The organism is Streptomyces netropsis (assembly GCF_014203545.1).
Lineage (GTDB): Bacteria > Actinomycetota > Actinomycetes > Streptomycetales > Streptomycetaceae > Streptomyces > Streptomyces netropsis.
On record NZ_JACHJG010000010.1, the window covers coordinates 283,794 to 307,580 of the forward strand.

At 72.7% G+C, this 23,787-nt stretch carries 17 protein-coding genes; 9 read left to right on the forward strand and 8 right to left on the reverse strand.

Translation table 11 applies throughout. The features are described 5' to 3' along the window. Positions 1–21: 21 nt before the first annotated feature. The 3 genes from FHS38_RS23880 to FHS38_RS23890 form a co-directional block, all read right to left on the reverse strand. Positions 22–1,089 (reverse strand): DUF8189 domain-containing protein, encoded by a 1,068-nt coding sequence (locus FHS38_RS23880; protein ID WP_184736596.1) that lies wholly within the window; start codon positions 1,087–1,089, stop codon positions 22–24. Between the two features lie 54 nt (positions 1,090–1,143). Continuing rightward, on the reverse strand, positions 1,144–2,229 hold the full coding sequence (locus FHS38_RS23885) for a DUF8189 domain-containing protein (protein ID WP_184736598.1): 1,086 nt from the start codon (positions 2,227–2,229) through the stop codon (positions 1,144–1,146). A 68-nt stretch (positions 2,230–2,297) separates the two neighbouring features. Further along, a complete protein-coding gene (locus FHS38_RS23890; RefSeq protein ID WP_184736600.1) occupies positions 2,298–3,362 on the reverse strand; it encodes a DUF8189 domain-containing protein in 1,065 nt (354 codons plus the stop codon). Positions 3,363–3,548: 186 nt separating this feature from the next. On the opposite strand from FHS38_RS23890, the gene FHS38_RS23895 reads away from it, so the two are divergent. Further along, a complete protein-coding gene (locus FHS38_RS23895) occupies positions 3,549–4,664 on the forward strand; it encodes an alpha/beta hydrolase (protein WP_184736602.1) in 1,116 nt (371 codons plus the stop codon). Between the two features lie 25 nt (positions 4,665–4,689). On the opposite strand, the gene FHS38_RS23900 is transcribed toward FHS38_RS23895, so the two are convergent. Then, positions 4,690–5,790 (reverse strand): C40 family peptidase, encoded by a 1,101-nt coding sequence (locus FHS38_RS23900; protein ID WP_184736604.1) that lies wholly within the window; start codon positions 5,788–5,790, stop codon positions 4,690–4,692. Between the two features lie 289 nt (positions 5,791–6,079). Here FHS38_RS23900 and FHS38_RS23905 point away from each other — a divergent pair, with 289 nt between their 5' ends. Together FHS38_RS23905 and pcrA are read left to right on the forward strand one after the other, a co-directional pair. Further along, a complete protein-coding gene (locus tag FHS38_RS23905; RefSeq protein ID WP_184736605.1) occupies positions 6,080–6,433 on the forward strand; it encodes a hypothetical protein in 354 nt (117 codons plus the stop codon). Between the two features lie 135 nt (positions 6,434–6,568). Then, a complete protein-coding gene (gene pcrA, locus FHS38_RS23910) occupies positions 6,569–9,031 on the forward strand; it encodes a DNA helicase PcrA (RefSeq protein ID WP_184736607.1) in 2,463 nt (820 codons plus the stop codon). Between the two features lie 102 nt (positions 9,032–9,133). Here the strand turns inward: pcrA and FHS38_RS23915 are convergent, their stop codons facing one another. Further along, entirely contained in the window at positions 9,134–10,672 is a 1,539-nt protein-coding gene (locus tag FHS38_RS23915) for a peptidoglycan DD-metalloendopeptidase family protein (RefSeq protein ID WP_308433514.1), read from the reverse strand. Positions 10,673–10,892: 220 nt separating this feature from the next. Next, positions 10,893–11,786 (reverse strand): lipase family alpha/beta hydrolase, encoded by an 894-nt coding sequence (locus FHS38_RS23920; RefSeq protein WP_184736611.1) that lies wholly within the window; start codon positions 11,784–11,786, stop codon positions 10,893–10,895. A 367-nt stretch (positions 11,787–12,153) separates the two neighbouring features. On the opposite strand from FHS38_RS23920, the gene icmB reads away from it, so the two are divergent. Then, a complete protein-coding gene (gene icmB / locus FHS38_RS23925; RefSeq protein WP_184736613.1) occupies positions 12,154–12,561 on the forward strand; it encodes a coenzyme B12-dependent isobutyryl CoA mutase small subunit in 408 nt (135 codons plus the stop codon). 665 nt (positions 12,562–13,226) lie between these two features. On the opposite strand, the gene FHS38_RS23930 is transcribed toward icmB, so the two are convergent. Next, on the reverse strand, positions 13,227–14,822 hold the full coding sequence (locus FHS38_RS23930; RefSeq protein ID WP_184736615.1) for a DUF5691 domain-containing protein: 1,596 nt from the start codon (positions 14,820–14,822) through the stop codon (positions 13,227–13,229). 62 nt (positions 14,823–14,884) lie between these two features. Beyond that, positions 14,885–16,261, reverse strand: a complete 1,377-nt coding sequence (locus FHS38_RS23935) for an SWIM zinc finger family protein (RefSeq protein ID WP_184736617.1) — start codon at positions 16,259–16,261, stop codon at positions 14,885–14,887. Positions 16,262–16,388: 127 nt separating this feature from the next. On the opposite strand from FHS38_RS23935, the gene FHS38_RS23940 reads away from it, so the two are divergent. The 5 genes from FHS38_RS23940 (at position 16,389) to sucD (ending at position 23,640) form a co-directional block, all read left to right on the forward strand. Next, complete coding sequence (locus FHS38_RS23940) at positions 16,389–17,489, forward strand: ATP-binding protein (RefSeq protein WP_184736618.1); 1,101 nt, start codon at positions 16,389–16,391, stop codon at positions 17,487–17,489. After that, the gene (locus tag FHS38_RS23945) at positions 17,486–19,993 is read left to right on the forward strand and encodes a DUF5682 family protein (RefSeq protein ID WP_221495278.1); all 2,508 of its coding nucleotides are present in this window, start codon (positions 17,486–17,488) and stop codon (positions 19,991–19,993) included. Before FHS38_RS23940 ends, FHS38_RS23945 begins: the two co-directional genes overlap by 4 nt. Further along, positions 19,990–21,276: a VWA domain-containing protein gene (locus tag FHS38_RS23950; RefSeq protein WP_229822181.1), complete on the forward strand. Its 1,287-nt coding sequence runs from the start codon at positions 19,990–19,992 to the stop codon at positions 21,274–21,276. Before FHS38_RS23945 ends, FHS38_RS23950 begins: the two co-directional genes overlap by 4 nt. Positions 21,277–21,556: 280 nt before the next feature. Beyond that, positions 21,557–22,735: an ADP-forming succinate--CoA ligase subunit beta gene (sucC, locus tag FHS38_RS23955; RefSeq protein WP_130880256.1), complete on the forward strand. Its 1,179-nt coding sequence runs from the start codon at positions 21,557–21,559 to the stop codon at positions 22,733–22,735. Between the two features lie 20 nt (positions 22,736–22,755). Further along, complete coding sequence (gene sucD / locus FHS38_RS23960) at positions 22,756–23,640, forward strand: succinate--CoA ligase subunit alpha (protein WP_184736620.1); 885 nt, start codon at positions 22,756–22,758, stop codon at positions 23,638–23,640. The last annotated feature ends 147 nt before the right edge of the window (positions 23,641–23,787 follow it).

Sequence of the window (23,787 nt, forward strand, 5' to 3'; positions counted from 1 at the left end):
GGTCAGACCAGCCGGGCAGGCCTAGGCCCAGACCTGCGGGTGGACGAAGGCGGAGCCGTTCCGGGCGGCGACCACGACGCGGTTGTCGTGGGTCCTGGCCGGCACCGCCGGGAACGTGCCGTACACGCGGCCGAAGCTCTGGGCCGGTGAGAACGCGGCGCCGTTGACCTCCTCCTGCTTGGTGACCGAGAGCTGCCCGTCCTTGAGCAGGAACACCTCCAGGCGGCCGTCCTGCGCCAGGACGGCCTTCGGTGTGGTGTCCGTGCTGCCCGGAAGGGCCTGGGGTCGCTCCCAGCCGTGGTAACCGGGCGACTGGGCACAGTGGTAGCCCGTGGTGCCCGACCGCCAGAAGACGCGGATGCGCTGATCGGCGTCGGTCACGGCACAGAGGCCGTCGACGACCTTGGCCCCGGCGGCGGAGACCTGGAAGTAGTCGCCCCATCCCGTGGTGCTGCCCGCCACCTTCTGCGCCTTGCCCCACACCTCGTGGGAGGAGCCGTGCGCGAAGACGTGCAGGCGGCCCTGGCCGTTACGGGCCACGGCGGGCGCCAGGGCCATGTTCGCGTTGAGGACGGTCCCCTTCAGGGCGTACGGCGGGGCCCAGTCGTCGTGGTCCATGTCGTGCTGGGTGACGTGCCGCAGCGTTCTGTCGGTGCCGTTGTAGAACACCGAGATCCGGCCGTCGGCGTTCAGCGCGACCGCCGGGTTCCCGGCCACGCCGTGGGGCACGATCTTCGTGGCGGCCTGCCAGTCCGTGCTGTTGACGGCCCGCTGGCGGTAGAGCCGGAGACTGCCGTCAGCGCCGCGCCAGAAGACGTGAAGGCGCCCGTCCGCGCCGCGCACGGCGGCCGGGTCGCCCGCGACGCTGCCCGCCGTGCCGGGCGCGGTGTCCCAGCTCCCGTTCTCGACCCATGACCCGTCCCGCTGCGAGGCCTTGCCGGCCAGGGCGTTGTCGGGTGTCCGGGCGAACATGTGCAGACGGCCGTCGGCGTGGGGCGCCAGGGTGGGGTGGCCCAGAAGGCCTTGGGCGGGGCCGACGGGCACGCTCTGCGAGGCCCAATTGAGGCCGGAGGCGGTGGGGGGCGGCACAACTGCTCCTTCCTGCGCATACGACGATGCCGACGTGACCGGTCACGAAGTCGCTCAACTCCACTGCTGTATGACGACCCATGTGGCTTGGTCCGACCCGCGCGCCACCACGGCGATGCGGTTGTCGGAGGTCGTGGTCGTGATCGGGTGGGAGCCGGTGATGCCGGTGAGGTTGAGGGACTCGAAGGGGGTGAAGTCCGAGCCGTTGACCGCCTTCTGCCGGGCGACGCAGAGGCCCTTGCCGGAGTCGAGGACGAACGCCTCCAGCCTCCCGTCCTGCGCGAGCGCCGCCCGGGGCGCCGTGATGGCGGATCCCGACAGGGCCTGGGAGGCTCCCCATCCGGTGTACCCCGCGCACTGGGCGGCGTGGTGGGCGGTCGTGCCGGACAGCCAGAAGACACGGATGCGCTGACTGGCGTCCGTGGCGGCGGACGGGCTGCCGGTCACCCCGGCGTTGGGCGGTGAGACACGGACGTACGGCCCCCACTCGTCGGTGGCGTCGGCCTCCGCCTGCGCGATGGCGTCCACCTCGCCCGCCGCGTTGGTCACGAAGACGTGCAGACGGCCGTCGCCGGCGCGGGCGACGCCGGGGTCCTGTCTGCTCTGGCCGACGTTGCCGCGCAGACTCTGCGGCCGGCTCCAGGAGGCGGGGTCCGCCCCTTGCTGATGGGTGTGCCACAGGGCGCCGTCGGTGCCGTGGAAGAAGACCGAGATCCGGCCGTCGGCGTTCAGGGCGGGCGCGGGGTTGCCCTGGACGCCGACGGCAGTCTCACCCTGGCCGCCGGCGGTCTTGGTGACGATCTCCTCCGGCTTGGCCCAGTCGGTGTTGATGGTCTTTTGGCGGAGCCACCACAGATTGCTGTTCGCGTCGCGCCAGAAGACGTGGAGGAGGCCACGTGTGTCACGCAGGCAGGCCGGGACGCCGTCCACCTGGTTGGGGACGTTGCTGAACTGTTCCCAGTCCGCCCAGTTCCCGTCCCGCTTCAGCCATCGGTGCCCGAGGCCGTTGTTGCTGTACTGGGTGATCGCGTGGATACGTCCGTCGGCCTGGGGTGACGCGCAGGGGCTGTTCGGAGTGGTGCCGAGAAGGCGGGTGGGGCTGCTCGGCCAGACGAGTCCCGGTGTGGTGGTGGGCGGCACGCAAACCCCCTGCGGAAACGATGCGCACGTCGGTGACTACACACTGTAGCGGTCATGGTGACGGAGCGCTACGACGTCCACTGTTGCGTTCGGAACGAGGCGCGGCTGTCGCTCCCGGGCTCACGGAGGGCCACCGTGACGCGGTTGTCCTGGGTCCTGGCCGGGGTCGGGGTGCCGGTGCAGCTGCCGCCCAGGCTCTCGGGGCCGGCGAAGTCGTCCGCGCCGGGCCGCTTCTGCGAGGCGATCCACAGCTGGCGGTCCGTGCCGACCAGGAACACCGCGAGCCGTCCGTCCTGTGTGAGGACCGCCGCCGGTGTTTCCTGCGTGCTCCCCGGCAGGGCCTGCGGGGCGGTCCAGTTCGCGTACCCCGGGCCCTGGACCGCGTGCCACCCCGTCGTGCCCACCCGCCAGAAGACACGGACGCGCTGATCCGCGTCGGTGGCGGCGAACGGCCTTCCGGCCACCGTGGCCCCGGGCGTCGACACGCGCGCGTACCCGCCCCACGTGCCACCCGAGGGGTCGGCCGGGTCCTGCGCGATCGCCCGCAGCTCGTCGGCCGCGTCGCGCGTGAACACGTGCAGCCTCCCGTCTCCGCTCCGGGCGGCGGCGGGGGCCGACCTGACGCTCCCGCCGGCGTCCCCGCCCAGGCTCCGCGGTTCGGCCCACGCCCAGCGGTCCGCCCGCTGCTGCTCCACGAGCCACAGGGCACGGTCGGTGCCGTGGCAGAAGACGGAGATCCTGCCGTCCGCGCCGAGCGCGACCGCCGGGTCGCTCGCCACCTGCGGAGCGAGCCGTTCCGGCGTTCCCCAGCCGTCGGTGTTGAGCGCCGTCTGGCGCACGGCCCAGAGGCCGTCGTCCCGGCTGCGCCAGAAGACGCCGATGATTCCGTCGGAGCCGCGCAGGGCGGTGGGAACGCCGTCGATGGTGGTGGGGACGATCGGGATCTTGCTCCAGGAGTCCCACGAGTCGTCCCGGCGCCGGAGCCGTCCGTAGAAGTCGTCCGGATAGCTGCTCCGGACGAACAAACGCAGACAACCGTCGGCCTGCGGTGCCGCCCCGAACTCGCTGCAGTTGTTCTTGCCGAGGTCGTATCCCGACGACCACGTGAGGCCCGGGGTGGTGGACGACGGCACGAAAGCCCCCTGGAGTGCGGAACGGAGTGCGACGATCACCGAAAGTATGCGCCGCCCCGCCCCCGGCCCACCGGGAGGAACGGCGGCGGAACCTTCGCGTCCCCCGTGGCATCTTGAACGGACGAGAGGCTCTCACTCACGCAGGGCCGGGGCCCGCCGGGCCCGCGATCCGGAAACGAGAGCCCGATGAGCCTGACGGGTACGCCCTTCTTCCTGACCACGATCGTCCTGGTCGTGGTGGCCCTGGCGCTGCCGCTCGCGCTGTGGAGCAGGATCGGCGGCCCGAAGGTCGTGCGCCTGGTGGCGCGGTTCCTCATGCTCCTCTTCGCGCAGGTGACCGCGATCGTCATGGTCTTCGTGATCGTCAACAACTCCAACGCGCTCTTCGACAATTGGGACGACCTGCTCGGCACCGGTGACCACGTGAGCGAGGCGGCCGACCTCGGACCGGACGGCACCGGCGGCAAGTCACTGGACCGCGAGCCGAAGGTGCTGCAGAAGTTCACCCCTGCCTCGGACGGGCGGATGGGCCCCGGAGTCCGCCAGACACAGCTCAAGGGCCGGATATCGGGAGTGGAGGGCGAGGTCTACGTCTGGCTGCCGCCGCAGTACGACGACCCGGCTTACAAGGACAAGAAGTTCCCGGTGGTCGAGGTGCTGCCCGGCTTCCCCGGCTCGGCGAAGGCGTGGTTCGGCAGCCTGAACGTCAACACCCAGCTCAAGCCGATGATGGCGAAGGGCGAGGTCGCCCCCTTCATCATCGTCGCGCCGCGCACCACCCTCCTCGGGGACGTCGACACGGGCTGCGCCAACATCCCCGGCAAGGTCAACGCCGACACGTGGCTGAGCGTCGACGTCCGCAAGATGGTCGTCGACAACTTCCGGGCCGAGGAGAAGCCCGACGGCTGGGCCGTCGCCGGCTACTCGGCCGGTGCGCACTGCGCGGCGAAGCTGGCCGTCGCGCACCCCGACCGCTACCGGGCCGGGGTGAGCCTGTCCGGCTACAACGACCCGATCGGCGAGCCCGCGTCGCTCACCGCGAAGACCCCGGAGCTGCGCGAGGCGAACAACCCCTGGAAGATGCTCCAGCGCGCCAAGACCCCGCCGCACGTCGCGCTGTTCATCTCGGGCGCGCAGGGCGACGGCTACCAGGGCGGACTGGCGATCAAGCAGTCGGCGAAGGCGCCGACGACCGTCCATGTGTCGATGATCCCCGCGGGTGCGGGCGGGCACGGCACGGCGGTCTGGAAGCGGCAGGTGCCGGAGGTCTTCCGCTGGCTCACCCAGCAGCTCAAGCCGTAGCGCGCCCGGCCGGGGCGGCGGTGGATCAGGCGGGCCTGGCCGCCCCCGCGAACGGCATCTGGTCGACGGGAGCGACCCGCACCGGGGCCCCGGGATGCGGGGCGTGGATCATCTTCCCGCCGCCGACGTACAGGCCGACGTGGCTGACGCCCGAGTAGAAGAAGACCAGGTCGCCAGGGGCCAGCTGGGACCTCCCGATCCGCCGGCCGGCGTTGATCTGCGTATAGGTCGTGCGCGGCAGCGACACCCCCGCCGACCGCCAGGCGGCCTGCGTCAGCCCCGAGCAGTCGAATCCGGACGGGCCGGTCGCCCCCCACACGTACGGTTTGCCGAGCGCGGAGTACGCGAAGGCCACGGCCCGCGCGGCGCGCTCCGTCGGGGCCTGCGCGCCGCCGCGGGGTGCCGACCGGCCCACCCGTCCCCCCAGGGGTGCCGTGCTCGCGGTGGCGGCCCGCCCGGATCCGCCCGCCGCGGCACCTGCCGCTTCGGCGCCGCCGTTGTGGAACTCCGCGCGTTCCTCGGCCGTGAGCCGGTCCAGGAGCCGTCTGGCACCGTCGAGCTTCGCCTCGACGGTGCGCTTGTGCCGGGCCAGCGCGGCCTGTTCGTCCTTGAGCTCGGCGAGCCGGGCCGCCGCGGTGGTGCGCACCTGCTCCACGCCCCGCAGCTCGCTCCGCACCCGGGTGAGGGCGACGGTCTGCAGGCTGCCCGCGCGGTCGGCCAGCGACGCCCGTTCCAGATACCGCTCCGGCGAGGAGGACAGCAGGAGCCGCACGGCGGGCGGGAGGCCGCCTTCGCGGTACTGGGCGGTCGCGAAGGACCCCAGGGCGTTGCGGGCCGCGTTGAGCCGCTCGGTCCTGCGGGCCGCCTCGTCCTGCAGCCCGTCCAGCACCGACCGGGCCCGGTCGGCCTTCTCCCGCACGCCGTTGTACCGCTCGGTGGCCACCTCGGCCTCCCGGTAGTACTGGCCGACCCGCGCCTTGACCTGGTCCTTGGTGGGAGGCGGGGTGGCGTTGCCGGTGCCGTCGAGCACGGTTGCGGTGGCGACGCCCGCGAGGGCGAGGGTGGCCGCCGTCCGGGCGGTGTTCCCCGCGAGCGGGTACTGCTTGGGCTTGCGGTGCGACGCCACGTCGGTCGTCACTCCTTTCCGGTGCCTGCGGTGCGGTGTTCCGGACGACGGTGGTCCGCGCGAGGGGGGAGAGTGAGCGGACCACCGCCGTCTGGAGGAGGACGCTAAACCGCGGGGTCACGTGGATACGGGCTTGACCGGTAATGCCCGGAATCAGCCATTCGGTGACCGCCGGTGACCGCGTGGCTCGGGCCCGTACGGAGGGAAGCGGTCGGCGTGTGACCGATGTGGCGATAGCGCCCTACCTGGCTGCAGTCGGGTGCTATGGCCCCGGCTAGGGTCGGTCCCCATGGACGTACTGATTCACGCCTTCGTCGGCCTGCACATCATCGGCATCGCCGCCCTGCTCGGCGGCTTCATGACCCAGATGAAGGCCATGGGCAAGGGCGAGGCCCGCATGGTCCCGGCGATGCTGCACGGCGCGCTGACCATGCTGGTCACCGGTGTCGCGCTGGTCGGTCTCAACCAGGCCGACGGCAACACCGTCAACACCGTCAAGATCGGCGTGAAGCTGGCCCTGCTGATCGTGATCCTCGGCCTGGTCTATGTGAAGCGGGACGACGAGAAGGTCCCGGCGGCCGTTTTCGGCACGGTGGGCGCGCTGACCACGGCCAACATCTTCGTCGCCGTGCTCTGGACGTAGCGATCGCGGTCGTCCGGAGCGGGCGGGGGGAGCGGCGCCGGGACGCGGACGTAGACGTAGGTCACAGCCCCCGGGGCGCCCGGCTCGGCCGAAGCGGGACCGGCTGTCAGTGGGGCGGCCTAGACTCGGGAGGCGATGAGCAGCCTCTTTGACGACAGCTTCCTGGCGGATCTCGGCCCCTCGGGCGAGGAGCACCCACCGCCCCCGGAGGAAGCGGCCCCGGAGCCGGTGCCGCACGACCTCTTCGGGGGCGCGTTCGACGCTCCCGTACCCCGCGACGCGTATTACCGCGACGGGGCGGCCCGGCCTGTCGTGGACCCGGTCGCCCTGCTGGAGGGGATGAACGACCAGCAGCGTGCCGCCGTGGTGCACACCGGCTCGCCGCTGCTGATCGTCGCGGGTGCCGGATCCGGCAAGACCCGGGTGCTCACGCACCGCATCGCCCATCTGCTGGGCGCGCGCCACGTCCACCCGGGGCAGATCCTCGCGATCACCTTCACCAACAAGGCCGCGGGCGAGATGAAGGAGCGCGTCGAGGAGCTCGTGGGCCCCCGGGCCAACGCCATGTGGGTCATGACCTTCCACAGCGCGTGCGTGCGGATCCTGCGCCGGGAGAGCAAGAAGCTGGGCTTCACGTCCTCCTTCTCGATCTACGACGCGGCCGACTCGAAGCGCCTCATGGCGCTCGTCTGCCGCGATCTGGACCTCGACCCGAAGAAGTTCCCGCCGAAGTCGTTCAGCGCGAAGATCTCGAACCTCAAGAACGAGCTGATCGACGAGGAGGACTTCGCCGCGCAGGCGGCGGACGGTTTCGAGAAGACGCTCGCCGAGGCGTACGCGATGTACCAGTCGCGGCTCCGCGAGGCCAACGCCCTCGACTTCGACGACATCATCATGACCACCGTCCACCTCCTCCAGGCGTTCCCGGACGTGGCCGACCACTACCGCCGCCGCTTCCGGCACGTCCTGGTCGACGAGTACCAGGACACCAACCACGCGCAGTACACCCTGGTGCGCGAGCTGGTGGGCACCGCGGAGAACGCCCCCGAGGAGGGCGTCGCCGAGCTGTGCGTCGTGGGCGACGCCGACCAGTCGATCTACGCCTTCCGCGGCGCCACGATCCGCAACATCCTCCAGTTCGAGGAGGACTACGCGGACGCCACGACGATCCTGCTGGAGCAGAACTACCGCTCCACGCAGACGATCCTCTCCGCGGCGAACGCGGTGATCGAGCGGAACCAGAACCGCCGCCCGAAGAACCTGTGGACCGAGGCCGGGGCCGGCGCGACCATCACGGGCTACGTGGCCGATACCGAGCACGACGAGGCGCAGTTCGTCGCCGACGAGATCGACCGGCTGACCGACGCCGGGGACGCCAAGGCCGGGGACGTCGCCGTCTTCTACCGGACCAACGCCCAGTCCCGTGTCTTCGAAGAGATCTTCATCCGCGTCGGACTGCCCTACAAGGTCGTCGGCGGAGTGCGCTTCTACGAGCGCAAGGAGGTCCGCGACGTGCTGGCCTATCTGCGGGTGCTCGCCAACCCCGAGGACACCGTGCCGCTGCGCCGCATCCTCAATGTGCCCAAGCGCGGCATCGGGGACCGCGCCGAAGCCATGATCGACGCGCTGTCGCTGCGCGAGAAGATCAGCTTCGCGCAGGCGCTGCGGCGGGTGGACGAGGCGTACGGCATGGCCGCCCGCTCGTCCAACGCGGTCAAGCGCTTCAACGTCCTGATGGAGGAGCTGCGCACGATCGTCGAGTCCGGGGCCGGCCCCGCGACCGTGCTGGAGGCGGTCCTGGAGCGCACGGGCTATCTCGCCGAGCTCCAGGCGTCCACCGATCCGCAGGACGAGACCCGCATCGAGAACCTCCAGGAGCTCGCCGCCGTGGCCCTGGAGTTCGAGCAGGAGCGGTCCGTCGAGGGCGCGGAGAGCCCCGGGACGCTGGCGGAGTTCCTGGAGAAGGTCGCGCTGGTCGCCGACTCGGACCAGATCCCCGACGAGGACACCGAGGGCACCGGTGTCATCACGCTGATGACGCTGCACACGGCGAAGGGCCTGGAGTTCCCCTGCGTCTTCCTCACCGGCATGGAGGACGGCGTCTTCCCGCACATGCGGGCCCTCGGCCAGACCAAGGAGCTGGAGGAGGAGCGGCGGCTCGCCTACGTCGGCATCACGCGGGCGCGCGAGCGGCTGTATCTGACCCGGGCGAGCATGCGCAGCGCGTGGGGCCAGCCCGCGTACAACCCGCCGTCGCGCTTCCTGGAGGAGATCCCCGAGCAGTACGTGCAGTGGCGCCGCACCGGCCCGGCGACCCCGTCGGCGTCGATGGGCGCGGTCTCCGGTCTCACGTCCGGCTTCTCGTCCTCGCGCGGTGGCGGCGCCAAGGCGGGCCCGAGCGGTTTCGCGACGCGGCGCACCAAGGACCGTCCGGTGGTGGCCCTCACCATCGGGGACCGGGTCACGCACGACTCGTTCGGGCTCGGCACGGTCGTCGGGGTGAAGGGCAGCGGTGACAACGCCGAGGCGACGGTCGACTTCGGCGAGGAGAAGCCGAAGCGGCTCCTGCTGCGCTACGCACCGGTCGAGAAGCTCTAGTAGTCCGTAGGCGCAAGCGACGACGGGGCCCGTACGTGTGTACGGGCCCCGGAATCGGTCGATCGGCCGGGCGTGTCGGTTGCGCCGGACGGGTTGTCGCGTTTACCTCGGGTCGAGGCCCTGGCCGCGCAGCCACGGCAGCGGGTCGACGGCGGAGCCGCCCGGGCGTACCTCGAAGTGCAGGTGCGGTCCGGTGGAGTTGCCGGAGCTGCCGGAGTAGGCGATGACGTCCCCGGCCTTGACGGGGCCGGACCGCAGCTTGGTGCTGCTCAGGTGGCAGTACCAGGTCTCGACGCCCTCGGGCGAGGTCACTATGGCCATGTTCCCGTACGCCACGTTGTACTGCGTGCGGACGGTGCCGTCGGTGGCGGCCATGACGGGGGTGCCGTAGCCGACGGGGAAGTCGATGCCGGTGTGCGTCGACATCCAGTTGACGCCCGCCTGGCCGTAGTAGGCGCTGAGCCCGTGCTGGGCGACGGGCAGCGCGAACTTCGGACGCTCGGCCTCCTTGCGGGCCGCCTCCTCCGCCTTGCGCTTGCGCTCTTCCTCCTGGCGCGACTTGAGGTCGATGCGCTCCTGGGTGCGGCTGGCGCGGCTGGCGAAGTCGTCGGCGCCCTTGCTGAGGCTCGCGAGCTGGGTGTCCAGCTTGTTGTTGGCCGCGGCGGGCTTGATGGCCGAGGGGTCCGGGGCGGTGGCCGCCTGGGTCTGCTTGGTGTCGCTCTGTCCGCCGGTGGAGACGGAGGCGGCGGCGATGCCGGCGACGCCCATGACGGCGACCGAGGGCACGGCGACGGTCAGCAGCGCCTTGCGTCGCGGGCGGTAACCGGCCTTCGTGGGCGCGCCCTTGCGGCGGCTGCTGCGGCCCTGGCCGCTCCGCGTCTCCTCGGGTGCGTCCTTCGCCCGGTCGTCGCGCCGCGGCGGTGCGGTCACCGCTTCCATGGTCCGGGTCTCGGCGTCGGCGACGCGCGCGCCGGGTGCCGTGCCCGCCGTGGTGTCGGAGTCGAGGTCGTTGTCGAAGCCGGTGTCGGGGCCCGGCGCGTCCAGGTCCGCGAGACCGAGGTCGGTCATGACGGTCGCGTCGTGCGGGGGCTCGTGCGACGGCTGTTCGTGCGGGGTCTCGTGGCCGAGGCCGGCCCCGTGCGTCGCGTCAGGGGTCGCGTACGCGCTGGTGTCCCACGTCTGCGTCTGACCGCTCATGTCCCATTGGCCGGAGGTGTCCCAGCCCTGGAACTGACCGGACGTGTCCCACGTCTGGGTCTGGGGGTGCTCCTGGCCCGGGAACGCCGACTGGGGCTGGAACTGGTCCTGGGCGTGCCCGGCCGTGTCCCACTGCCCCGAGGTGTCGTACGAGCTGCCCGCACCCCAGGCGTTCGCGTCCCACTGGCCGGTCGTGGTGGTGTCCCACTGCCCGGTCTGCTGCCCGGTGTGGGCGCTGAAGTCCCAGGTCTGGGTCTGGCCGGTGGCCCCCCACTGACTGGTGGTGTCCCATTGGCCTGTGGTGTCCCACTGCCCGGTGTCGTAGCCGCCGTAGGGGGCATAACCCTGCTGGGTGCCCTGCTGCTCATACGCCGGGTAATGCCCGTAGGCATCGGGAGTGGGAACGGTCGGGATTGGGCTCGCCGACGGGTGACGGTCGTTCACCACCACTTCCATTTCGCCTCGGCAGCAGGTGAATTAGCGGCGACTGTACCCGGCGGTACGGGACGGCGACAATCTTCGTCACGTTTCGGCCCCTCGGGGTCCGGGCATTTGGCCGCCTTTCGGTGGACTGAACCCCGAGTAATAGGTTTGACGTTCGATATATGTTCGAAACGATGGCTGATTGTGCGAGGAAACAGCCGGTCGGCCGGGTGGACCCGGGTCAGGCGACCGAGGACGTTCCCGTCGCATCGGCCACCGCTTCCTCGGCGGCCAGCGCCTGCCGGATGCCGGCCGCGATCGCCCAGTGGACCGGCAGCGCGAGGTGCCCGACACCGCTCACCCGGACATTGCGCGCCGACAGGTCCGGATGATCGATTCGAGCCGTCTCCACGGGGACCATGATTTGATCCAGGTCGCTCCAGAAGGCGATGAAATGCGTACGGCAATCAGGAGCGGGCCGGGACAACTCCGCGATGACATCCGAATCGGGACGCATCTGCCGTACGAGCGGGTGTGCGGACATCAGGGGCGCCACGGTCGTGCCGCGGTGCGGAGTGCCGAGGGTGACGAGGGTGCGGACCCGGGTGTCCCCGCCGAGCCGCTGGACGTAGTAGCGGGCGATCAGGCCGCCGAGGCTGTGCCCCACGATGTCGATCCGCTCGTGGTCCGTGCGCCCGCAGATCTCCTCGATGTGCCCCCCGAGCACCGCGGCCGCCGTGCGGAGGTCGCCGGTCAGCGGCGAGTAGTTGAGGGAGGAGACCTGGGACCAGCCGTGCCGCCGCAGCGAACGGCGCAGCAGGACGAAGACCGAGCGGTTGTCGATGAAGCCGTGGAGGAGGAGCACCGGCGGGTGCGGCTCGGCGGCTGCGGGTGCCGGTGGGGGCGGCGCGGGGGGCTGGACGGTGACGCTCGAAGCGGCGACCGCCGCGGAGGCGGGGCCGGGGGGCGGGGGCGCGGGCGGTACGGGCGGGGGAGGCGGGCGGCGCTCCTGCGTCAGGCCGGTCGGATAGAGCAGCAGATGACCGGCGAGGATCAACAGCTCCAGCACCGTGGATCGCACCAGCGTCGCCGAAGGGCGAACGAGAGTACGGAAGAAAAAGGGCAAGGCCCCCATGGCCGACCTCCTGAACTGCGCACAGCAGGCGGCTCCGTCCCCCGTGTGCACTCGTGGCGGCTCCGCTGCGCCGCTCGTCGCACCACCCGCCGTGCGGCCCGGCGGGGCGGTGCCACTGCGACCGCACCGCGGCTCCCTTCGCGAACGCCGCGCCCGGCTTCTCGGCGATCTGGGCGGCCGGACGGCCCACCGGACGCGGAGGCGCGGGCGCGGTGCGTAGCGAACGTGTTGTCCCACGTGTGATTTCCCCCTCGCTCTCCTCCGTGAAACGGCGGGTTGCGGGATGCTGGAGATAACGTTCGTTCACTTCCCCGGCCTCCGGGCCCGGGACCTCGGCCGGTGACGGCAGTCGTAGATGGAGGCAGTGATGGGAGTGACCGGTCCGATCCGCGTGGTGGTGGCCAAGCCGGGGCTCGACGGCCACGATCGCGGCGCCAAGGTCATCGCGCGTGCGCTGCGCGACGCCGGCATGGAGGTCATCTACACCGGGCTGCACCAGACGCCCGAGCAGATCGTCGACACCGCGATCCAGGAGGACGCCGACGCGATCGGTCTGTCCATCCTCTCCGGCGCGCACAACACGCTGTTCGCGAAGGTGATCGAGCTGCTGCGGGAGCGCGAGGCGGAGGACATCAAGGTCTTCGGCGGCGGCATCATCCCGGAGGCGGACATCGCTCCGCTCAAGGAGCAGGGGGTCGCCGAGATCTTCACCCCCGGCGCGACCACGACGTCGATCGTCGAGTGGGTCAACGCCAATGTCCGTCAGCCGGTCTGATCACCGGATCGCTGGACGCTGTGCCGAAGCGGGCCTGGCGGGGGCGTTTGTCGCGCCGCTCCGCCTGACGGGCGGTTGGTCCCGTGCGGCGAGGGCGAGCGGTTTCGCGCCCGCCGTACGGGGCGCTGCCCGGCAGCAGTGCGGGCGCGGCTGAGCCCCGGCGCGCATCGCGGCGCGCAGTCGTCGCGGCACGGCGGGGGCTGTCCTGCCGATCCGGGGCTGCCTGGAGGGAGATGGGCGCTCCGGGCGATCCGTCGCGATCCCTTCCGCGTCGTGGTGTGGGATGCCTCCGTTCGGTAGTCGGGGAAGTCGAGACGGCTGTCCCGGCCCGGCGTCCGAAGTCCCCGCCCCTCGGGAGCACGGCCCGGCATGGTGGGCGCGCTGGGCACGCAGGCCCGCCGACCCGCGAGCTCCGCGCGCATGGTGGCGTGAGCCGTGGTGGGCCGAAGACGCGTTGGCGATCGGGGATCCGCCCCGGGAGGGGCACGCAGGCCCGCCGACCCGCGAGCTCCGCGCGCATGGTGGCGCGCAGTCTGCCGACGGTGCGTCGGCGGATCTTCAGCGGAACAGCGGACGGTCGTCAGGGGAGGGTGCCTGCCCAGCCCGGCGGTGGACGCGTCCCCGAGCCGATCGGGAGCCCCGCCCCGGAGGGGCCGCACAAGCCCTTACCCCGCGAGCTCCGCTCGCATCGTGGCGCGTAGCCGCAGCGTGCCGACGAGGCGCTGGAAGGCCTCGGCCCAGTAGCCGACGGCGCCGGGGGCGCCCGTGCCGTCCTGGGGCTCGTCGGGGAGGGCGGTGAGGACCTCCAGGCGATCCGCTTCGGCCGGGTCGAGGCAGCGCTCGGCCAGGCCCATCACCCCGCTGAAGCTCCACGGGTAGCTGCCCGCGTCCCGGGCGATGTCGAGGGCGTCGACGACCGCCCTCCCCAGGGGCTCCGCCCACGGCACCGCGCAGACCGCGAGCAGCCGGAACGCCTCCGACAGCCCGTGGGTGGCGATGAACTGCGCCACCCACTCCGCCCGTTCGGCAGCCGGCAGCGCTGAGAGCAGCTTCGCGGGGTCCCGCCACGAGGAGCCCTCGGGGGCGGGTGGTGACGTCGCCGGGCCGAGCAGTGCCCGCGACCATGCCGCGTCCCGCTGCCGGACCGCCGCCCGGCACCACGCGGCGTGCAGGTCCGGCTGCCAGCCGTCGGCGACGGGCAGCGCCACGGCCTCGGCCGCGCTCGTGACCCCGAACCGCTCGCACCAGGTGTCCAGCGGTGTCGCCTCCACCAGCTGCCCCAGCCACCACGACCGCTCGCCCCGCCCCGACGGCGGCTTGGCGACGATGCCGTCCCGTTGCATGCCGCCGTCGCATTCGTGCGGGGCCTCGACGGCGATGCGCGGCACGCCGTCGCCCGTGCGGTCCAGGCCGACGCACGAGCGGGCCCGCTCGGCCATCCGGGCCGCGAGCGCGGAGCCGGGGAGGGTGGACAGCAGCTCGGCCGCGGTGGCCCGCACATTGCGGCTGCGGTCGGACAGGGCCTGTTCGAGGAACGGCTCGTCGGCGGGGGACAGTTCCTCGCGCAGGGAGTCCAGGAACATCAGCCGGTCCTCGGCCCGCTCCGTCGGCCACGTCGTGGCGAGCAGCTCCCGCGCACCGGCCGGATCGCGGCGCCGTACGGACGAGAGGAGGGCGACCCGCTCGGAGAACAGCCCTTCCTGCCACACCCGTTGCGCGGCCTCCGTGTCGGAGGGGTGCGTGCCGGCTGCGGGCGCCGGGCCGCCGCCGCGCAGCGCGTACTTCCACTGCGGGTTGAGCCGGGCCAGCCACAGGGCGCGGGGCCCGGCGAGGGCGAGCGCCTGCGGTCGCAGATCCGTGCGGGCCCGGGCCGCGTCGAGCAGGGCGGGCAGCAGCGCGGCGGGTGCCCGGTAGCCGTGGCTGTTGGCGGCGGCCAGCCACTGGGGCAGCAGCTCGACGAGGTCGGGCGCGGAGCCCCGCCGTCCGGCACCGCCGCCGGAGCCGGTCCGGTCGGCGAGCAGCAGCTCCAGTCGCCGCCGGGCGGCGGGCGGCAGCGACGGCCGCGGGTCCTCGGGCGCGGCATCCGGCAGGTCCCTGGCGGCGACCGGCAACAGCCCGGCGCGCCGCTGCACGGTACGCAGCGCGGCGGCGTCCAGCAGCGCCGCGGCGGCGTCCTGCCCGGGGCGCGGCCGGGTGGGCGGAGTGCGGCGCCCGGTGCCGAGCAGGGCCGCGGTGACGAGATCGTCCCAGGTGCTGATCATGAGCTTGCCCTTCCTGTGGAATGTCGCCGACCGCCGGGCGGTCCGGTCGGGTGAGGGCGTCGTCAGAGCGCGACCGGCTCCGGTGCCCACGTGGTCAGGGGAGTGAAGCCCCGGTGGCCGCATTCGCCGAAGACCGTCACCGGGGAGCCGCCGGATATCGCCGCGAGCCGCCACAGGCCCGTACGGTCGCCGCACCGGGGGTCGACGGGGAGTGCCGATCCGCTGTACGCGTCGGCCAACTGCCAGCCGTGCTCCGGGTCCGGGACCGGGGTCACGGCCGAGACGACCGCGGGCCAGGACTCCAGCCACGGGTCGTCCCGCAGGGCCTCGCCGTAGGCGCGGAGGGCCGCCGCGACGTCACCGCCCGCCGGTGGTGCGGGGCTGGGTGCGGGCGCCGCGTGGCGGGCCCCCAGCGCGGCGCGCAAGGGCCGCGCGGCCGGGTAGTACGCGAGGTCCGCGTCCAGAGCGAGCCCGGTGGGCAGTGACAGCTCGGGTGCCCGCCCGCCCGCTCCGTGGGAGAGGAGCAGGGCCGTCCGGCCCGTGTTCCGGCCGTGGAGCCAGATCTTCCTGGTGATCAACCGGCCGTCGTCGCTGTCCTGTTGCGCGAGGACGAGCCAGAGATCGCGGACCGGGGCGGCGGAGGCCAGCAGGGTCGCCGCGTCCGAGGTGATGCCGACCCGGGTGCGCACCGTCGCGGCCAGCGCCTCGGGCAGCCGGTCGAGATGCAGATAGCCCTGATTGAGGGTGTGCAGCAAGGCGCACTCCTCCAGCAGCCGCGCCGCCCGCTCCGCACCGGACCCGGTCACGGACGCCAACTCCCGCACCCGCGCGGCCAGTCCCGGTGCCTGCGCGTCGACCATGCGGGCCGCCGTCTCCTCCCACGGCCCGTACGCGTCCCCTTCCGCGGCGGCGAGGCCGCCCCGCAGCAGGTCGGTGAGCCGCTGCTCCAACTCCGTGGCCCCGGCGGCGATCCGCTGCGCGCGGCGCTCCGAGCGACGGCGTGCCGCCTCGGTGTCCGCGGCCGTCGGGCCGGCGGCCGCGGGCTGTGGTTCGGTGGCGCGCTCCGCGCGCTGCCGCCGCTCCAGCCACTCCCCGGCCCAGCCGGGCGGCGCGGCGTCCGAGGCGCGGACGGCGTCCTCGCCCTCCGTCCACAGCAACAGCAGGCCCAGAGCGTGCTTGCACGGGAACTTGCGGCTCGGGCACGAGCAGTGGAAGCCGGGCCCCCCGCCGGGTCCGGACAGGTCCACGACCGTCCGGTACGGCTTGCTCCCACTGCCCGCGCACTCCCCCCAGACCGCGCCCGCGCCCCCCTCCGTACGCGCCCCCGCGGCCGACCACGGGCCGGGCACCCCGAGCTCGGCGCCCGCCTTGCGTGATGCGACGTCAGGAGCCAGCGCGAGCACCTGTTCCGCCGTCCAGCGTTCCCCCTGCGGATTCATGTCGACGACGCTAGGCCCACCCACTGACAATTGCCCTGACCAGCGGTTTCATGCTGCCGAGGCCGATTGTCAGTGGGTGGGTGCAAGGTGGTTCACGTATCCCGGAAGCGCACGACGAGGGGGACTTGTGACCGTGCCCGGAATTGAGACCGAAGCCCTGCGGCCGCACGCGGAGGACGCCTTCGCCGAGGAGCTGAGGGCCCTCGCGGCGGCCGACGACCGGCCCAGGCCCGAGCGTTGGCGGATGTCGCCGTGGGCCGTCGCCACGTATCTGCTCGGCGGCACGCTGTCCGACGGCACCGTCATCACACCGAAGTACGTCGGCCCGCGCCGCATCGTCGAGGTCGCCGTCACCACGCTCGCCACCGACCGGGCGCTGCTCCTCCTCGGCGTGCCCGGCACCGCCAAGACCTGGGTGTCCGAGCACCTGGCCGCCGCCGTCAGCGGCGACTCCACCCTCCTCGTGCAAGGCACGGCCGGCACGCCGGAGGAGGCGATCCGCTACGGGTGGAACTACGCCCGGCTCCTCGCCCACGGCCCCAGCCGGGAGGCGCTCGTGCCCAGCCCCGTCATGCGCGCCATGGCCGAGGGCAGGACGGCGCGCGTCGAGGAGCTGACCCGGGTCCCGGCCGACGTGCAGGACACGCTCATCACCATCCTGTCCGAGAAGACCCTGCCGATCCCCGAGCTGGGCCAGGAGGTGCAGGCCGTGCGGGGATTCAATCTGATCGCCACGGCCAACGACCGGGACCGCGGGGTCAACGAGCTCTCCAGCGCGCTGCGCCGCCGCTTCAACACCGTCGTCCTGCCCCTGCCCGCCACCGCCGATGCCGAGGTCGACATCGTCGCCCGCCGCGTCGACCAGATCGGCCGGTCGCTCGACCTGCCCGCGGGCCCCGAGGGCCTCGACGAGATCCGGCGCGTCGTCACCGTCTTCCGCGAGCTGCGCGACGGGGTCACCGCCGACGGCCGTACGAAGCTCAAGTCGCCCTCGGGCACGCTCTCCACCGCCGAGGCGATCTCCGTCGTCACGGGTGGTCTGGCCCTCGCCGCGCACTTCGGCGACGGCGTGCTGCGCGCGGGCGACGTGGCGGCCGGGATCCTCGGCGCGGTCGTCCGTGACCCGGCGGCGGACCGGCTCGTCTGGCAGGAGTATCTGGAGGCGGTCGTCCGCGAGCGGGACGGCTGGAAGGACTTCTACCGCGCGTGCCGCGAGGTCTCCGTATGAGCGGGCCCACCCCGGTGCTGCTGGGCGTGCGCCATCACGGTCCGGGCTCCGCGCGGGCGGTGACGGCGGCCCTCGATCAGTGCGCGCCGAGCGCCGTGCTCATCGAGGGACCGCCCGAGGCGGACGCGATCGTGCACCTCGCGGCCGATCCCGGGATGCGCCCGCCCGTCGCGCTGCTCGCCCACGCCACGGACGACCCCGGACGGGCCGCGTTCTGGCCGTTCGCCGAGTTCTCCCCGGAATGGGTGGCCATCCGGTGGGCCCTGGCCCATGACGTGCCGGTCCGCTTCATCGACCTGCCCGCCGCGCATTCGCTCGCGTTGAACCACGGGGGCCGGGGCCGGCCTTCGCCGGTGCCCGCCGGCGACGCCCCGGGCTCCCCGGACCGGTCCGCCGGCCCCTGCGCGGCGCCCCGCCTCGATCCTCTGGCCGCGCTCGCGGCAGCCGCCGGGTACGACGACGCGGAGCTGTGGTGGGAGGACGCCGTCGAGCACCGCCGCGCCGGTGGCCGGCCGGGTGGCGACGCGCTCGCGCCCTTCGAGGCCATCGCCGAGGCCATGGGCGAGCTGCGCGCCACCTTCGGCGAGAGCGAGAGCGAGAGCGGCTGCGAAGGCGGGTGCGACGGCGGCAGCGACGCCGCGCGCGAAGCGCACATGCGGCTCAAGCTGCGCGAGGCCCGACGCGAGTTCGGGGACGGGCTCGCCGTCGTCTGCGGGGCCTGGCACGTGCCGGCTCTCACCGAGAAGCGGACCGTCGCTGTCGACCGGCAGGCTCTCAAGGGGCTGCCGAAGGTCAAGCCCCAGCTCAGCTGGGTGCCCTGGACCAACCGTCGGCTCTCCCGCCACAGCGGCTACGGGGCGGGCATCGCCTCACCCGGTTGGTACGGCCATCTCTTCCACGCTCCGGACCGCCCCGTCGAGCGGTGGATGACCACCGTCGCCCGACTGCTGCGCGAGGAGGACCACCCCGTCTCCTCGGCCCACGTCATCGAGGCGGTCCGGCTCGCCGACGCCCTCGCCGCCGTGCGGGGCCGCCCCCTGGCCGGGCTCACCGAGACCACCGACGCGGTCCGGGCGGTGATGTGCGACGGCTCCGACGTGCCGCTCGCGCTCGTACGGGACCGGCTCGTCGTCGGCGACGTGCTCGGCGAGGTGCCCGAAGCGGCGCCGGCCACCCCCCTCCAGCGCGACCTGTCGCGCCTTCAGCGCACACTGCGCCTCAAACCCGAGGGCCGGGAGCGGGACTGGGAGCTCGACCTGCGCAAGGACACCGACGCCGCGCGCAGCCGGCTGCTGCACCGGCTGCGGCTGCTCGGCGTCGACTGGGGCGAACCGGTGTGTTCACGCGGCGGGTTGGGCACCTTCCGCGAGACTTGGCGGCTCCGCTGGGAGCCCGAGCTGGCCGTACGGGTCGCCGAGGCGGGGGTGTGGGGCACGACCGTGGTCGGCGCGGCCACCGCCAAGGCCGAGTCCGAGGCCGTCGGGTCCGCCGCTCTCGCCGAGGTCACCGCCCTCGCCGAGCGGTGTCTGCTGGCCGACCTCCCGGAGGCCCTTCCCGTCGTGATGCGCGTCCTCGCCGACCGCGCCGCCCTCGACGCCGATGTCGCGCACCTGGCGCAGGCCCTGCCCGCGCTGGTCCGCTCCGTGCGCTACGGCGACGTCCGCCGCACCGGCACCGCCGCCCTCGGCGACGTGGCCACCGGCCTCGCGGAGCGTGTCTTCGTCGGCCTCCCGGCGGCCTGCGCCGGGCTCGACACGGACGCGGCGGCGGAGATGCGGGGGCATCTGGACGCCGTGCACCAAGCCGTGGCCCTCCTGGCGGAAGCGGCCCCGGCTGCCCCCACCCCCTCGAAGGGTCCCGCCGGGCCCGGCTCGTCCGGCCTACGGGGGCGCTGGGCCGGTGTGCTCGGCGTGCTCGCCGAGCGGGAGGGGCTGCCCGGGGGGATCCGGGGGCGGGCCGCGCGGCTCCTGCTGGACGACGGGCGGCTCGCCGAGGACCGGGCGGCCAGGCTGATGGGCCTCGCCCTCTCGGTCGGCACCGAACCGGCGGAGGCGGCGGCCTGGATCGAGGGTTTCGTCGGCAGCGGCGGTTCCGGCGGCATGCTGCTGATCCACGACGAGCGCCTGCTCGCCCTCGTCGACGACTGGCTCGTCGGTGTGCCGGCCGAGGCGTTCACGGACGTACTGCCCCTGCTGCGCCGCACCTTCTCCGCGTACGACGCGAGTGTGCGCCGCACCCTGGGCGAGCTCGTCCGCAGGGGCGGCGCGGACGGCGGTACGGCGGCCCGGGGAGTGGGCGGCGCTCCCGGCTTCGGCCCGGACCTCGACCCCGAGCGGGCGGCGGCCGTGCTGCCGACGATGCGTCTGCTGCTGGGGCTGGACACGGGCGGGGACACGGGCGGGGAAACGGACGGCGGCACAGGTACGGACACGGGCGTGGGGCCGGACAGGGACACCGACGCGTTGACGCCCGCCATGGCGCGGGCAGGGGGAGCTGGGCGATGACGACGGTGACGACAGCGAACGGGGCGGACGGGGCACCCGGCGCGCGCCACGCGCGCGACGCGGCCGGCGCGAGCCGGGGTACGGATCCCGCCGCCGAGCGGTTGCGGCGGTGGCGGCTCGTGCTCGGCGGGGAGGGCGGTGGCGACGGCACCGGGTGCGCGCTCGGGGGCACCGACGCCGCCATGGACCGCACCTTGGAGGCGCTCTACGGCTCGGCCCCCGGCTCCGGCCAGGGCGCGGGTGCGGGCCCCGGGGGTGGCCGGCGTGCGGCGGGCCTTGGTGGGTCGGCACCGCAGATCGCACGCTGGCTGGGGGACATCCGCACGTATTTCCCGACGTCCGTCGTCCAGGTGATGCAGCGGGACGCCATCGACCGGCTCGGTCTGTCCGCCATGCTGCTGGAGCCGGAGATGCTCGAAGCCGTCGAGGCGGACGTACACCTGGTGGGGACGCTCCTGTCCCTCAACAAGGTGATGCCCGAGACCACGAAGGAAACGGCGCGTGCCGTCGTCCGCAAGGTCGTCGAGGACCTGGAGAAGCGCCTCACGACACGCACCCGGGCCACGCTCGCCGGTGCCCTCGACCGCTCCGCGCGCGTCAGCCGCCCCCGCCACCGGGACATCGACTGGGACCGCACCATCCGGGCCAACCTCAAGAACTATCTGCCCGAGTACCGCACCGTCGTGCCGGAGCGCCTCATCGGCTACGGCCGGGCGGCGCAGTCGGTGAAGAAGGAGGTGGTCCTCTGCATCGACCAGTCCGGGTCGATGGCGGCCTCCGTCGTCTACGCCTCGGTCTTCGGCGCCGTCCTCGCCTCGATGCGCTCCCTCGACACCCGTCTGGTCGTCTTCGACACTGCCGTCGTGGACCTCACCGACCAGCTGTCCGATCCCGTGGACGTGCTGTTCGGCACCCAGCTCGGCGGGGGCACGGACATCAACCGCGCGCTCGCCTACTGCCAGTCGCGGATCACCCGGCCGGCCGAGACCGTCGTCGTCCTCATCAGTGATCTCTACGAGGGTGGCATCCGGAACGAGATGCTCAAGCGGGTCGCGGCCATGAAGGCGTCGGGGGTCCGGTTCGTCACGCTGCTCGCGCTGTCCGACGAGGGCGCCCCCGCCTATGACCGTGATCACGCGGCGGCGCTGGCCGCCCTCGGGGCGCCCGCGTTCGCCTGTACGCCCGATCTCTTCCCGGATGTCATGGCGGCGGCGATCGAGAAGCGGCCGCTGCCCGTGCCCGAATCCTTTGCCCCGCACGGGGGATCGGGGGCGGCGAGCTGACGGCGACGCGCGGGGTCGGCGGGTGGAACACGGCCCCGCCGGGCGGACCCCTGTATACCCATATGAGTACGGGCGCTGTCGCGATCTGTGAGCGTAATCACGGCCTGAGTGTGACCTGCGATTTAGGGACCTCCGCCCCTCGGGGATAACCTGCGGGACGGACATGCCGCGTCAACGGTGAACGTGTGCCGCCCTCGTCAAAGATCGCGTCCTCACGCTGCCTGCGGCACGCCCGCGCAGACAACGAACCGCGATATCCATGGAAAAGGGACTGACGCGCGTGGACCTGTTCGAGTACCAGGCGAGGGACCTCTTCGCCAAGCACGGTGTACCGGTGCTGGCCGGTGAAGTCATCGACACGCCTGAGGCGGCGCGCGAGGCCACCGAGAAGCTGGGCGGCCGTTCGGTCGTCAAGGCGCAGGTGAAGGTCGGCGGCCGCGGTAAGGCCGGCGGCGTGAAGCTGGCTGCCACCCCGGACGAGGCCGTCGCTCGCGCGACGGACATCCTCGGCATGGACATCAAGGGCCACACGGTCCACAAGGTGATGATCGCCGAGACCGCTCCCGAGATCCTCGAGGAGTACTACGTCTCGTACCTCCTCGACCGCACCAACCGCACCTTCCTGGCCATGGCCTCGGTGCAGGGCGGCATGGACATCGAGGAGGTCGCGGAGAAGACCCCCGAGGCCCTCGCGAAGGTCCCGGTCGACTCCAACACCGGTGTCACCATCGAGAAGGCCCGCGAGATCGTCGCCCAGGCGAAGTTCCCGGCCGAGGTGGCCGAGAAGGTCGCCGAGGTCATGGTGACCCTGTGGAAGACCTTCGTCGCCGAGGACGCGCTCCTCGTCGAGGTCAACCCGCTCGCCAAGGTCGCCAACGGCGACATCCTGGCGCTCGACGGCAAGGTCTCGCTCGACGAGAACGCCGACTTCCGCCAGCCGGAGCACGAGGCGCTCGAGGACAAGGCCGCGGCCAACCCCCTCGAGGCGGCCGCCAAGGCCAAGGGCCTGAACTACGTCAAGCTCGACGGTCAGGTCGGCATCATCGGCAACGGCGCGGGTCTCGTCATGAGCACCCTGGACGTCGTCGCGTACGCCGGTGAGAAGCACGACAACGTCAAGCCCGCCAACTTCCTCGACATCGGTGGCGGCGCCTCCGCCGAGGTGATGGCGAACGGTCTCGAGATCATCCTCGGCGACCCGGACGTCAAGTCCGTCTTCGTCAACGTCTTCGGTGGCATCACCGCGTGCGACGAGGTCGCCAAGGGCATCGTCCAGGCTCTGGAGCTGCTCAAGGCCAAGGGCGAGGCCGTCACCAAGCCGCTGGTCGTGCGCCTCGACGGCAACAACGCGGAGCTGGGTCGCAAGATCCTTTCCGACGCCAACCACCCGCTCGTGCAGCGCGTGGACACCATGGACGGCGCGGCCGACAAGGCCGCCGAGCTGGCTGCGGCTAAGTAAAGGACGAGGACTCCACAACCATGGCTATCTTCCTCACCAAGGACAGCAAGGTCATCGTCCAGGGGATGACCGGCGCCACGGGCATGAAGCACACCAAGCTCATGCTTGCCGACGGCACCAACATCGTCGGTGGCGTCAACCCGCGCAAGGCCGGCACGAGCGTCGACTTCGACGGCACCGAGGTGCCCGTCTTCGGCTCCGTCGCCGAGGCGATGGAGAAGACCGGTGCCGACGTGTCGGTGCTCTTCGTGCCGCCGGCGTTCGCGAAGGCCGCCGTCGTCGAGGCGATCGACGCCGAGATCCCGCTGGCCGTCGTGATCACCGAGGGCATCGCGGTCCACGACTCCGCCGCCTTCTGGGCGTACGCGAAGGCCAAGGGCAACAAGACCCGGATCATCGGCCCGAACTGCCCCGGTCTGATCACCCCGGGCCAGTCCAACGCCGGCATCATCCCGGGCGACATCACCAAGCCCGGCAAGATCGGTCTCGTGTCCAAGTCCGGCACGCTGACCTACCAGATGATGTACGAGCTCCGTGACATCGGCTTCTCCTCGGCCGTCGGCATCGGTGGCGACCCGGTCATCGGCACCACGCACATCGACGCGCTCGCCGCGTTCGAGGCCGACCCCGACACCGACCTCATCGTCATGATCGGCGAGATCGGTGGCGACGCGGAGGAGCGGGCCGCGGACTTCATCAAGGCCAACGTCACCAAGCCGGTCGTCGGCTACGTGGCCGGTTTCACCGCGCCCGAGGGCAAGACGATGGGCCACGCCGGTGCGATCGTGTCCGGTTCGTCCGGCACCGCGCAGGCGAAGAAGGAGGCCCTCGAGGCCGCGGGCGTGAAGGTCGGCAAGACCCCGTCCGAGACGGCTCGCCTCGCGCGCGCCGCGCTCAGCGCCTGATCCGTACGGATCCCGGGCCGTGGGGGGGGCCCCCCCCGCGGGGGGGGGGGGGCCGCCCCCCGGCCCCCCCCCCCCCCCGGGGGGGGGGCGCCCCCCCCGCCCCGCGCCGCGGCACAGGGAGAAATAGTAGTTTTTGGGGGACGACGA